General features: G+C 66.1%; 11 protein-coding genes. 10 read left to right on the plus strand and 1 reads right to left on the minus strand.

Annotated elements, in window-relative coordinates:
* Positions 1-139 precede the first annotated feature (139 nt).
* From ABIC66_RS19015 to ssb, 9 genes are all read left to right on the plus strand, one after another.
* Positions 140-961, plus strand: coding sequence for a flagellin N-terminal helical domain-containing protein (locus tag ABIC66_RS19015; protein ID WP_354072140.1), 822 nt, complete (start codon positions 140-142; stop codon positions 959-961).
* Positions 962-1,236: 275 nt separating this feature from the next.
* Positions 1,237-2,058 carry a flagellin gene (locus ABIC66_RS19020; RefSeq protein WP_354072142.1) on the plus strand — a complete coding sequence of 274 codons (822 nt, stop codon included), beginning with the start codon at positions 1,237-1,239 and terminating at the stop codon, positions 2,056-2,058.
* Positions 2,059-2,174: 116 nt separating this feature from the next.
* Entirely contained in the window at positions 2,175-2,519 is a 345-nt protein-coding gene (locus tag ABIC66_RS19025) for a hypothetical protein (RefSeq protein WP_354072144.1), read from the plus strand.
* Positions 2,520-2,698: 179 nt separating this feature from the next.
* On the plus strand, positions 2,699-3,535 hold the full coding sequence (locus ABIC66_RS19030) for a flagellin N-terminal helical domain-containing protein (protein ID WP_354072146.1): 837 nt from the start codon (positions 2,699-2,701) through the stop codon (positions 3,533-3,535).
* A 77-nt stretch (positions 3,536-3,612) separates the two neighbouring features.
* On the plus strand, positions 3,613-4,167 hold the full coding sequence (gene pseH / locus ABIC66_RS19035; protein ID WP_354072148.1) for a UDP-4-amino-4,6-dideoxy-N-acetyl-beta-L-altrosamine N-acetyltransferase: 555 nt from the start codon (positions 3,613-3,615) through the stop codon (positions 4,165-4,167).
* Positions 4,168-4,246: 79 nt separating this feature from the next.
* Positions 4,247-7,111, plus strand: coding sequence for an autotransporter outer membrane beta-barrel domain-containing protein (locus ABIC66_RS19040; protein WP_354072150.1), 2,865 nt, complete (start codon positions 4,247-4,249; stop codon positions 7,109-7,111).
* Between the two features lie 59 nt (positions 7,112-7,170).
* Positions 7,171-7,857 carry a hypothetical protein gene (locus tag ABIC66_RS19045; protein WP_354072152.1) on the plus strand — a complete coding sequence of 229 codons (687 nt, stop codon included), beginning with the start codon at positions 7,171-7,173 and terminating at the stop codon, positions 7,855-7,857.
* 20 nt (positions 7,858-7,877) lie between these two features.
* Positions 7,878-8,279 carry a hypothetical protein gene (locus tag ABIC66_RS19050; RefSeq protein ID WP_354072154.1) on the plus strand — a complete coding sequence of 134 codons (402 nt, stop codon included), beginning with the start codon at positions 7,878-7,880 and terminating at the stop codon, positions 8,277-8,279.
* A 159-nt stretch (positions 8,280-8,438) separates the two neighbouring features.
* The gene (gene ssb, locus ABIC66_RS19055) at positions 8,439-8,948 is read left to right on the plus strand and encodes a single-stranded DNA-binding protein (RefSeq protein WP_354072156.1); all 510 of its coding nucleotides are present in this window, start codon (positions 8,439-8,441) and stop codon (positions 8,946-8,948) included.
* 127 nt (positions 8,949-9,075) lie between these two features.
* Here the strand turns inward: ssb and ABIC66_RS19060 are convergent, their stop codons facing one another.
* A complete protein-coding gene (locus ABIC66_RS19060; protein WP_354072158.1) occupies positions 9,076-9,612 on the minus strand; it encodes a GNAT family N-acetyltransferase in 537 nt (178 codons plus the stop codon).
* A 323-nt stretch (positions 9,613-9,935) separates the two neighbouring features.
* Here ABIC66_RS19060 and ppdK point away from each other — a divergent pair, with 323 nt between their 5' ends.
* On the plus strand, positions 9,936-12,623 hold the full coding sequence (gene ppdK / locus ABIC66_RS19065) for a pyruvate, phosphate dikinase (protein WP_354072160.1): 2,688 nt from the start codon (positions 9,936-9,938) through the stop codon (positions 12,621-12,623).
* Positions 12,624-12,723: the final 100 nt, after the last annotated feature.

Raw genomic sequence — 12,723 nt, forward strand, 5'->3', positions numbered from 1 at the left:
ATAAATTCAATAAAATCATTGCTTTAGTCGATGGCGTCGAACGCGGCTCGACTGGCCCGCCGCTTGCGTTGGTACGCGCAGGGCAAAACGCCCGCCCGGCAATGCGCCGGACAAATCCGACCAAAACGGTAGGTATCCAATGCTGAACTCGATCAACACCAATCCTGGTGCGCTTCTGGCGCTCCAAAACCTGAACGCAACCAACACGGAGCTCACCACCACCCAAGGCCGGATCAACACCGGTAAGAAGGTGGCAACCGCCAAGGACAATGGCGCGATTTGGTCGATGGCCAAGATGCAAAGCGCGAGCTCGAGCTCGTTGAACGCCGTGAAGGACTCGCTCCAGCGCGGTCAATCGACGATCGATGTGGCTCTCGCCGCGGGCGACACCATCACCGAACTGCTCAGCAAGATGAAGGAAAAGGCCCTGGCCGCTTCCGACACGTCGCTGAACACCGCCTCGTTCAACGCCCTCAAGGCGGACTTCGAATCGCTGCGCGACCAAATCCAAAAGGCCGCGGACAATGCGAAGTTCAATGGCGTTAGCCTCGCTGACGGCAGCACCACGCGTCTTGCTTTCCTCGCCAATTCGGACGGGGGCAGCTTCACGGTGAATGCCCAGACCATCGATCTCGATGGCCTGTCGCTGTCGGCGGCCCTCACCTTCACGTCGGCGGCCAACGCGCAGAGCATCATCGCCAAGATGACCAGCGCGCTGCAAACGGCGACGAACAAACTGTCTTCCCTGGGTACGTCCTCGAGCGGTCTGGATACTCACCTGACCTTCGTGGGCAAGCTGCAGGACAGCCTGGACGCCGGCGTGGGCAACCTCGTCGATGCGGACCTGGCGAAGGAAAGCGCCAAGCTGCAGTCGCTGCAAACCAAGCAGCAACTGGGTGTCCAGGCTCTCTCGATCGCCAACCAAAGTCCGCAGTCGATCCTGTCGCTGTTCAAGGGGTGAGCCCGATACGCCGGACGGCTGTCAAAAGCCGTCCGGCGCCTCTTTCCGCTGGGTGCGCACAATGTGCCCGGCAATAATTGCCCATGTCGAAAGGCTCCCGGCAGAAATTGCCGGGGGCCTTCGTCGTTAACGGACCTATAACGTAATAAAATCAGTGACTTAAAGAACCTCTGCCGCTGGGCAATATTGGCCCGGCAATTGCTACAGACCTTTTCGAGCAAAATGCTCCCGGCAGCCAAAATGGCGTCGGATACCTTGAAAAGGAACCTACTCGTATGCCGCTGAATAGCATCAATACGAACGCCGGCGCTTTCATCGCCCTGCAAAACCTGAACAGCACGAATAGCGAACTGCAGACCGTCCAGCAGCGCATCAACACCGGCAAGAAGGTCGGTAACGCCAAGGACAACGGCGCCATCTGGGCCATGGCCAAGAACCAAACGGCCACCGCCAACAGCCTGAACGCCGTGAAGGACTCGCTGCAACGCGGCCAGTCGACCATCGACGTGGCCCTGGCCGCTGGCGACACCATCACCGACCTGCTCGGCAAGATGAAGGAAAAGGCCCTGGCCGCTTCCGACACCTCGCTGAACACCGCCTCGTTCAGCGCGCTGAAGGCCGACTTCGAGTCGCTGCGCGACCAGATCGAGAAGGCCGCCACCAACGCCAAGTTCAACGGCGTCAGCATCGCCGACGGCAGCACCACCAAGCTGACCTTCCTGGCCAACACTGACGGTTCGGGCTTCACGGTCAACGCCAAGAGCCTGAACTTGACCGGCATCGGCCTGTCGGCCGCCTTCACCTTCACCTCGGCCGCCAACGCCAAGTCGCAGCTCCTGCAAATCGACAAGGCGATCGGCACGGCCACCAACAAGCTGGCCTCGCTGGGTACGTCGTCGACGGGCCTCGACACCCACCTGACCTTCGTCGGCAAGCTGCAAGACAGCCTGGAAGCCGGCGTCGGCAACCTGGTGGACGCCGACCTGGCCAAGGAAAGCGCCAAGCTGCAGTCGCTGCAAACCAAGCAGCAACTGGGCGTGCAAGCGCTGTCGATCGCGAACCAGTCCTCGTCGTCGATCCTGAGCCTGTTCCGCTAAGGAACGGGAAGGAGGCGGGTCCGCGGGGCCCGCCTCCGCTCTTTCCAGGGATCAATGTGCGGGGAGAATTTCAGCAGAAGAGGAGGGCCGGCACGAAAACGCCGGCGGATTAGAGAATGGAACCCAAAGCCGCTTTGTCGGCGATCAGAGATTTCGCCGCCACCGTCGCCCCATCGAACGCCCCGGATCCGTCCGAGGGCGCGATCGCCGTTTCGGGCCAACCGCGCGCGACCGCGCCTCAGGCCGCCCAGACGGATTCGGCCCAGCCGGTCGACGACGGGCCGCAGCCCGGCGATCTGCGCCTGGTGATCGAACAGGCTGGCGAGACCGGCCAATACATCTACAAGACCGTCGATCGCCGCACCGGCGAGACGCTGCAGCAGTTCCCCCGCGAGCAGGTTCTGAAGCTCCGCGAGGAAGCCGGCTACGCGTTGGGCGCGGTCTTCGACGGCCAGGCCTGAAGCCTAGGCCTTAAGGCGGAAGGCGGGGGTGCGACGGCGGGCCGCACCGATTAATGGATATGGTTTATAAGCGTTAACCATAATCTTACCTTCTGACCTCAATTTTGGCGGCGACCGGATCGCACGTCGAATCACGCGCGATCGCAACCAACGGCAAAATCGCCGACCGGAGGCCGCGCATGACGCTGAGCGTCAACACGAACCAGCCTGCGCTGATCGCGCTGCAGAACCTGAACCGCACCAACGACGACATGCAGTCGGTGCAGACCCGCATCAACACGGGTCAGTCGATCTCGACCGCGAAGGACAACGCGGCCGTCTGGTCGATCGCTCAGGAACAGCGGGCCGACATGAGCGCCCTCGGCGCGGTCAAGATGAGCCTGGATCGCGCGACCTCGATCGCCGACGTGGCCCTGGCGGCCGGCGAGTCCGTCTCCGATCTCCTGAAGCTGATGCGCGAGAAGGTGGTGGCCGCCAAGGACACCTCGCTGACCACGTCGTCGCTGACCTCGCTGAACTCGGACTTCCAGGGTCTGTTGAAGAACCTGACGCAGGTGATCTCCAGCGCGGTGTTCGACGGCGCCAACCTGCTCGATGGCAGCCAAGCCGCCGACATGTCGTTCCTGGCCGACGCCGACGCTGCCCAGGCCATCACGCTCGGCCTGCAGAACCTGACGCTGGGCGGCACGATCAACACCCTGACGGCCACCGACGACATCCTGACCTCGGCCAACGCCGCCGGCGTGCTGACCCGCCTCGACGCGACGATGAGCGCGGTCAACCAGGCTGTCGGCAACATCGGCACCCAGGCCAAGCAGATCGACGCCCACAGCAACTTCGTCTCCAAGCTCAGCGACGTGCTGGAAACGGGCGTGGGCAACCTGGTGGACGCCGACCTCGCCAAGGAAAGCGCCCGCCTGCAAGCCTTGCAGGTCAAGCAGCAGCTGGGCGCCCAGGCGCTCTCGATCGCCAACGGCGCGCCGCAGATCATTTTGTCGCTGTTCAAGGGCTCGTAGGCCCAACCCAGGCGCTAGGTCTGCAAGCCTGGCCGGGCTAAGCTCCCGCAGGGCTTACAGGGGATTCGGCGGCGGGTATGATCGAGCTGCGCGACTTGCGGGACGAAGACGAGGCGGTCCTCTTTCAGTGGCGTTCCGAGCCTGAGGTCGACCGCTGGATGTCGGACGCCGACCTGCCCAGCCGCGAGGCTCACGCCGCCTGGTTCCGGGCGCTGCGAAGCGACCCCGACATGCGCGGCTGGATGATCACGCGCGCTGAAGCGCCTATGGGCCTTTTAACCCTGACCGGTCTCAGCAGCCATCACCGCCGCGCCAGTTGGAACTGGTTTCTGGGTTCGGCGGAGGCGAGGGGCAGGGGCGTCGGCCGCGCCGCCCAGGTGCTGGGTCTGGATCACGCGTTCGGCGAGTTGGGCCTGCACAAGGTGTTCGCCGAGGTGATGGCCGACAATGACGCGGCCCTGAAGGCCCAGTCCGCCGCCGGCTTCCGCCGCGAGGGCTATCTGCGCGGCCACGTGCTGAAGGACGGCCAGCCCCGCGACGTGGTTCTGCTGGGAATTCTGGCTTCGGAATGGCTGTTGCTGCGCGAAGCCGCCCGCCGGGCCCTTTCGGACGCCAACCTTATCGCCGCCTAGATCCAATCGTTAACGAGTCGTCAGCGATCCTCTGACAAAGGTACGAGCGGGGGATTTTGCGTCCCGCTCAGGACAGGCCGTGATCAGCTTCGATTCCAGCATTCTGCTCAGCTACTATCAGGCCCGCTCGGGCGTGACGGGTGCCGCCGCGTCTGGAACGACCACCGCGTCCTCGGGCTCCAAGGCCGTGGTTCCGAACGCGCCGTGGCTGAGCGGCTCCGCGCCCGCGCCAAGCGAACTAGTTCGCACGGCCCTGAGCGGCCGCAAGTTCGTCGACGAAGGCGCCAACACCTCGAGCCTCAAGGGCGTCAGCCCCGACTACAAGAAACTGTTCGCCACCTATCAGGCGCTGAACACGCTGTCGGCCCTGACGGCGCGCGCCGGCGAAAAGGGTGTCACCGACGGCGAGATCACGCGCCTGCAGACCGCCCTGACCAAGGGGCTGGGCGAGGTCAGCAGCTACGTCCAGAACCTGTCGCTGGATCAGATGCGTCTGACGACAGGCGCCGTCACGACCAGCGCCAAGAGCACCGTGGGCGTTCCCAAGGCGACCTACACCTACACGACCGACACCCTCTACAGTGGGCAGGTCGATGACGAGGTGCCGAGGTTCCAGGGCAACGCCTCGTTCAACGTCGCGGTGAAGAGCTTCGGCGTGACCTCGAACGTGACCATGGACCTGTCCGAGATGGGCGCGACGCCCCGGACCATGGCCAATGTCGTCACCTACATGAACGACAAGATGAAGGCCGCGGGCTTCAATACGAGCTTCGCGGTCCAGCGCACGCCGGGCGAGGAGCGCACGGTTCAGGTCGGTGGCAAACCGGTGAAGCTGCCGGCCACCGGCGATGATTTCGCGCTGAAGGTGAAGGGCGATTCCGTCGAGCAGCTGACGTTCAGCGCGCCGACCACGGCGCCGGCCGTCTATGTCACGACCAAGGCGGGCGATCCGGATCCGGACAAGAAGACCGAGACCGACGACGCCGTCTACGAAAACACCCTGACCAAATACAGCTCGGCCGGAACCGGGGCCGGGGCCGGGGCGGGCGCGCCGGGCGGCAAGGTCTTCAGCGAGACGCTTCAGGGGACGATCTCCAGCGTTCGCAAATCGGTCGCCGGGGCGGACGGTTCGATCTACATGCTGGCCGACGTCGACACCCAGGTGGAAGGCAAGACCGATCTTAACGGGCAGGTCATCAAGGGCGACAGCGACGTCGCCCTGCTGAAGTACGATAGCGCCGGCCATCTGCTGTACGCCCGCACCCTGGGCGCGACCGACGAGGCCAATGGCCTGTCGCTCGCTGTCGCCGACGACGGCAGCGTCGCCGTGGCCGGCTCGGTCAGCGGCCGCCTGCAAGGCGCCGTCAACGGCCCGATCAACAACGGCGACAGCTCGACCACCGCCGACAGCTTCGTCACCCGTTACGACTCCAACGGCGACGAGCAGTGGACGGTGCGCCGCGGCGGCCTGCAGGAAGACGAGGCCACGGCCTTGGCCTTCGGCGCCGACGGCGTCCTCTATGTCGGCGGCCGCAGCAAGTCGGACCTGCCGGGCGCCGTGGGCGCGGATCCCAGCGGCGGCTACGACGCCTATCTCTCGGCCTTCGCCACCGACGCCGGCGGCCAGCCCAAGGCGCTGTTCACCCAAAAGTTCGGCGGCGCCGAGAACGACTCCGTGTCCGATATCGTCGTCAATGGCTCGCAGGTCATCGTCGGGTCCAAGGAGAATGGCGAAGCGATGCTGCGCAGCTTCGACGTCGCCACCAATGTCGTCACCGAGAACGTCAACCAACTGAACAAATACGGCGCCTACGAGTCGACGCCCGTCACCTACACCAAGACCGCCACCCTCACCGCCGGCGCGACCCGCGACCTGGGCTCGCTGAAGGGCGGCGATCTGGTCGGTCTGAAGATCGACGGCGGCCAGCTCTATGTCGGCGGCTATACGGCCAACACGCTGATGTCGATCAACGGTGCGACGACCGCGCCGTCGGGCGGCATGGACGCCTTCGTCGGCCGCATGTCGCTGAACATCGGCGACAACAGCGCCGACACTTTGACCTATTACGGCGGCACTGGCGACGACACGGTCACCGGCTTCGCGGTCTCGAACGGGACGGCTTGGTTCACCGGCTCGGCCGGCGCGAACCTGGACGGCGAGGCCACGATCGGAGCCAAGGACGGCTACGTCGCCCAGGTCAATGTCGGCACCGGTAATGTCGACTGGAGCCAGCGCCTGACCGGCAAGGACGGCTACGCGACACCGACCTCGCTGGCGGTCTCGAGTGGCGGCGCGTCGGCCCTCGACGTGTTCGGCCTGCCCAGCGGCGAGATGGACTTCACCCAGTCCGACCGCATCGTCTCGGCGACCGCGGCCCGGGCGGGCGACACCTTCCAGATCCGCACGCGCGAGCGCGGCGCGCTGACGACAATCAAGATCGAGGCCAGCGACACGCTCGAAACCCTCGCCGACAAGATCAAGAAGGCTTCGGGTTATCGCGCCAAGGTCGAGGTCGCGACCAACGGCAACAGCCGGGTGCTGAAGATCAGTCCGGCCACGAACACTTCGACGATCGAGATCGTGGCCGGCAAGGGCGGCTCCGACGTTCTGAGTTCCCTGGGCCTAGCCGGCGGCGTGGTGCGCGCCACCAAGACCGACGACGGCAAGACCGTCTCGGCGGACGGCAGCGGTCCGGTCTACGGCCTGAGCTTGCCCCCCGAACTGGACCTGACCAGCGAAGCGGGGCGCAAGAACGCCAGCATGGTCATCCAGCGCGCCATGTCGGCGGTGCGCAGCGGCTATCGCGAGATCGCCGACACGGCGATGGGGATCAAGAGCGACGGTTCGGCGGGCGCGGGCAAGACGGGTGGCGAGGTGCCGGCCTATCTGAAGAACCAGATCTCGAACTATCAGGCGGCTCTGACCCGCCTCACCGGCGGCTGATCGGCCGCTTTCCGCCCCGTCGTGCTTGAAAGCGTCATCGACGCGTCGTAGCCAGGGGCATGGACTTTCTGAAAGATCGACGGATCATCCTGGCTGGCGGCGCGGCGCTCGCCTTGCTGGCGGGCCTGGGCATCGCCGTGGCGCTCATGACGGGCCACGACAAGAAGCCGGACGAGGCCCCTCCGGCCTCGCGCGCCGGGCTGATCGTCGAGACCGGACGCGACGACGACAGCAAGCTGGATCCCGCGCGGCCGCTGCGCTGCTTCGTGGGCGGGACCTTCGTCGGCGAGATCACCCTGGCCGAGTGCGCCAAGAAGAACGGCGTCGCCACCGGCGCCCTGGACGTCGGCGTCGACGAGACCGGCGCCCTGGCCGCCGCCGACCAGGCCGGCACGGTCCTGACGCCGCTGCCGCCGACCCCGACCGTCACCGCGCCCGCCGCGACAACGCCCTCGAGCCCCGCCTCGCCGTCGACGCCGACCAGCGCCTCGGCCAACGCCCCGCTGGGCGCCTGCTGGCGTTACGCCGGCAACGAATGGCGGCGCCTGCCCGGCGACATCACCCTGAACGCCTGCGCCCAGCAGCTGTTCGGCGGCCGCTGCGAGCGTTCGGGCGGCGCCACCTATGGCCGCTGGGGCGAGGAGACGCTGCGCCTGGTGCCGGGCCGCGTCGAGATCTCGTCGGACAACCGCAGCTTCCACACCGCGTTCGATCAGGGCCCCAACTGCTCTATCCCGAACGGCTGATAGGTTTATAAGTGTAATCCATGAAGCAGACCGTCCTCGCCGCCGCCGTCGTCCTCGCCGCCTCGAGTCTCGCGCTCGCCGGTTGCCAGAAAGAAATCAAGGCGCCGTTCGAGACGGGCGTCTGTTTCCACGTCGCGACCAACAAGGACAAGACGCTGCGCTTCAACCCGGTGGCCACCAACGTGCCGCAGCTGGAGGAGTGCGCGGCCACGCTGGAAGGCATGCGCATCCGCTTCGTGCGCTTGGGCCAGTCCAATAGCCAGGGCATGGTCGGCGCCTATCAGGGCTCCTTCATCTTCATCGAGAAGGAAGGCATCTACGTCGGCCAGACCTATGATGGGCCGCGCTTCATGTCGCTGGTCCGCACGGGCGATGGCCGTCTGGCCGTGCCGGGCGCGATCCGCCGCGTTCCGGCCCAGTAGAGCTTAAACCGCGAGGGCAGGGCGCTTCGTCCGTCCACAACCGTTTTTCTCGTCCACAAGAACATTGTGAGAACAAAACTTGCATCGGCGTTAGCTGGCCGTTAACGTCTCGCCTCAGATTCCGGCGCGAGGGTCGCCGGGCGAGAGCAAGGTCAAGTGATGGCGGGAAGCGTCAACAAGGTCATTCTGGTGGGCAATCTCGGGGCCGACCCCGAAATCCGCAGCCTGGGTTCGGGCGACCGCGTCGCCAATCTCCGCATCGCCACCTCCGAGAGCTGGCGCGATCGCACCAGCGGCGAGCGCAAGGAGAAGACCGAGTGGCACCGCGTGGTCATCTTCAACGACAACCTGGTGAAGGTGGCCGAGCAGTACCTGCGTAAGGGCTCGACCGTCTACATCGAGGGCGCGATCCAGACCCGCAAGTGGACCGACAACACTGGCGTCGAGAAGTATTCGACCGAGATCGTGCTGCAGAAGTTCCGCGGTGAGCTGACCATGCTGGGCGGTCGCGGCGACAGCGCCGGCGCTTCGGCGGGCGGCGGCGACGAATACGGCGGCGGCTATTCGGGCGGCGGCGGTTCCAGCTTCGGCGGTGGCGGTCAACGCAGCCAGCCCAGCGGCCCGCGCGAGAGCTTCTCGGCCGACTTGGACGACGAAATCCCCTTCTAGAGATGTGAAGGCCGTGCAGCGGCCGCTGACAGCCGACGACGGCGCCTTCACGGGGGCGAGCGGCGGGCGAACCGGGGACGGGCGCCCGCCGCTTTCGTGTGAGATTCTCGGGGGCGCAGCGTCGTCGCTACGCGCGGAGGTCGGAGGGCCGTTCCCAGCGATACCGCACCACGTCCGTCTCCCGTCCGCCGGGAACGACTTCGGCGTACCGCGCGACTTCCACACCGCCCTTGCGCCGGTAGAAGCCCAGCGCCGCCATATTGGGCGCGTAGACCTCGAGATGCAGCGCGGCGCCGTCGTGCTCCTCGACCAGCCATCGCGCCACGCTGGCCAGCAGGGCCGAGCCCAGGCCGCCGCCCTTGCGCTCAGGCGCGACATGCAGGTTGTCGAGCAGAGCGCCGATCTCGGGTTTCAGGCGAAACGAGGCGTAGGCCAGGCCGATCGGCGCGCCGGCCTCCATAGCCGCTAGGATCAGGTCGGTCGCCGGATCAAACGTCGCGAACCGCTCGCGCCAGACCGCGCGCGAGACGTCGAACAGCTCATGATCGAGATAGGCGTCGCCATAGAGGCCGCGATAGGCGATCCGGCGGCTGCGGGTGTGCAGGTCGGCGATGGCGTCCGCGTCATTTCGGGACGCCCCGAGTCGGGCGATGTGCGGCTTCACGGACGCCAGGAGAAGCGTTCCGCGTCGCGAAGACAAGCGGCGGCAATCGTCCGGCCGCGGCTCAACTCGCGGATTTCCGGCGCCGATGCCCGAAAGCTCGCCAAGACCGTCGAGCGGACAACGTTGTCATTGGAATTATTTGCCGAATTCTCTTGTTACCGCTTGGAACGCGAACCGCCAGTGGACGCGTTCTTGGACGAAGTGCTAGTGAAACGCCCGGATATTGCACTGCGGGATCACAACAAAGCAGCGCTGTTCCAAGGCGAGACGACCCCCATCAGAGGGGCGCGGCCATTTTTCACTTATCGCAGGGTGAACACGAGATGCCGGTAGATACGCTCACGAAGGCCCGCTGGGTCTATGCTTTCGGTGGAGGCGGCGCGGACGGCGACGCCTCGATGAAGAACCTCCTCGGGGGCAAGGGGGCCAATCTCGCGGAGATGTCGTCCCTGGGTCTGCCGGTGCCGCCAGGCTTCACGATCACCACCGAGGCCTGCGTCCACTACTACGCCAACGGCAAGCAGTACCCGGCCGAGCTGGCCGACCAAGTCAAGGCTGGCCTCGCTAAGGTCGAGGAAATCACCGGCAAGTCGTTCGGCGATGTCGCCAATCCGCTGCTGGTCTCGGTGCGCTCGGGCGCCCGGGCGTCGATGCCGGGCATGATGGATACGGTGCTGAACCTGGGCCTGAACGACGAGACCGTCGAGGGCCTGGCCAAGCTGTCGGGCGATCGCCGCTTCGCCTATGACAGTTATCGCCGCTTCATCCAGATGTACTCGAACGTCGTGCTGAACCTCGAGCATCACATGTTCGAGGAGATCCTGGACGATCACAAGGATCGCCTGGACGTCCATGTCGACACCGGCCTCACGGCCGACGACTGGGCCGAGGTGATCAAGGACTACAAGGCCGCCGTGCGCGACCAGCTGGGCAAGCCTTTCCCGCAGGACGCCCAGGAGCAGCTATGGGGCGCCGTCGGCGCCGTGTTCGCCAGCTGGATGAACGATCGGGCCAAGTTCTATCGCCGCATGCACGACATCCCCGAAAGCTGGGGCACGGCCGTGAACATCCAGTCGATGGTGTTCGGCAACATGGGCGACACCTCGGCGACCGGCGTGGCCTTCACCCGCAACCCGTCGAATGGCGACAACCGCCTGTACGGCGAGTTCCTGATCAACGCCCAGGGCGAGGACGTGGTGGCGGGCATCCGCACCCCTCAGTCCCTGACCAAGGCCGCTCGTGAGGAGATGGGCGACGTCGCCCCCTCGATGGAAGAGGCGATGCCGGAGGTGTTCGCCCAGTTCAAGTCGGTCGTGGAGACGCTGGAGCGTCACTACCGCGACATGCAGGACATCGAGTTCACCGTCGAGCGCGGCGTGCTCTATATGCTGCAGACCCGCAACGGCAAGCGCACGGCCAAGGCCGCGCTGAAGATCGCGGTCGACATGGCGGCCGAGGGCGTGATCAGCAAGGAAGAGGCCGTCGGTCGCGTCGAGCCGGCTTCGCTGGACCAGCTGCTGCACCCGACCATCGATCCTTCGGCGCATCGCGACGTGATCACCACGGGTCTGCCGGCCTCGCCCGGCGCGGCGACCGGCAAGATCGTGTTCGATAGCGACGCGGCCGAGAAGGCCGCCGCCAATGGCGAGTCGGTGATCCTGGTGCGCGAGGAGACCTCGCCCGAGGACATCCACGGCATGCACGCCGCGCGCGGCATCATCACCGCCCGGGGCGGCATGACCAGCCACGCCGCCGTCGTGGCGCGCGGCATGGGCCGGGCCTGCGTGTCCGGGGCCGGCGATGTCTCGATCTTCCCCAAGGAAGGCCTGTTCCGGGCTCGTGGCCGCGAGTTCAAGGCCGGCGAGATCATCACCATCGACGGCTCGACCGGCGAGATCCTGGCCGGCGCGCCGAAGATGATCGAGCCCGAGCTGACCGGCGACTTCGCCACCCTGATGGGCTGGGCCGACCAGGTCCGCCGCCTGAAGGTGCGCGCCAACGCCGAGACGCCGCTGGACGCCAAGACCGCCCGCCAGTTCGGCGCGGAAGGCATCGGCCTGTGCCGCACCGAGCACATGTTCTTCGACGACACCCGGATCGCCGCCGTGCGCGAGATGATCCTGGCCGACGACGAGCAGGGTCGCCGCGCGGCGCTGGCCAAGATCGCGCCGTTCCAGAAGGCCGACTTCGTCGAGCTGTTCACGATCATGGAGGGGCTGCCGGTCACGATCCGCCTGCTGGATCCGCCGCTGCACGAGTTCCTGCCGCACACCGAGGAGGACGTCGAAGCCGTGGCCCAGGCCACCGGCCTCGACGCCGACAAACTGCTGCGCCGCGCTAAGGAGCTGCACGAGACCAACCCGATGCTGGGACATCGCGGCTGCCGTCTGGGGGTCTCGTATCCCGAGATCTACGAGATGCAGGTCCGCGCCATCATCGAGGCCGCTTGCGAGATCGCCAAGTCGGGCAAGGCCGCGCCGGTGCCGGAAATCATGCACCCGCTGGTCGCCAAGGGCGAAGAGATGAAGTATCTGCGCGACCTGACCGACCGTGTCGCCAAGGCGGTGCTGGAAGAGCAGGGCGTGGCGCTGACCTATACGGTCGGTACGATGATCGAGCTGCCCCGCGCCGCCCTGCGCGCCGCCGACCTGGCCGCCAACGCCGAGTTCTTCAGCTTCGGCACCAACGACCTGACCCAGACGACGTTCGGCATCAGCCGCGACGACGCCGGCAAGTTCCTGGGCGCCTATATCGAGAAGGGCATCTTCGAGAAGGACCCGTTCGTCAGCCTCGACCAGGACGGCGTGGGCGACCTGATCCGCCTGGCCGCCGAGCGTGGCCGCGCGGCGCGTCCGGACGTCAAGCTGGGCATCTGCGGCGAACACGGCGGCGATCCGGCCTCGATCAGCTTCTGCGAGAAGGTCGGCCTCGACTACGTGTCTTGCTCGCCCTATCGGGTGCCGATCGCGCGGTTGGCGGCGGCCCAGGCGGCGTTGGCCGTCAAGACGTAGAGAAACAAACGCCAGGAGCCAAAAAGGGGCCTCGGACCGACCAGTCCGGGGCCCTTTTTCCATCCACGGCGCGGAAGGGGATGATCCACGCTGGACTATC

The sequence above is a fragment of the Caulobacter sp. 1776 genome (assembly GCF_040545685.1).
Taxonomy (GTDB): domain Bacteria; phylum Pseudomonadota; class Alphaproteobacteria; order Caulobacterales; family Caulobacteraceae; genus Caulobacter.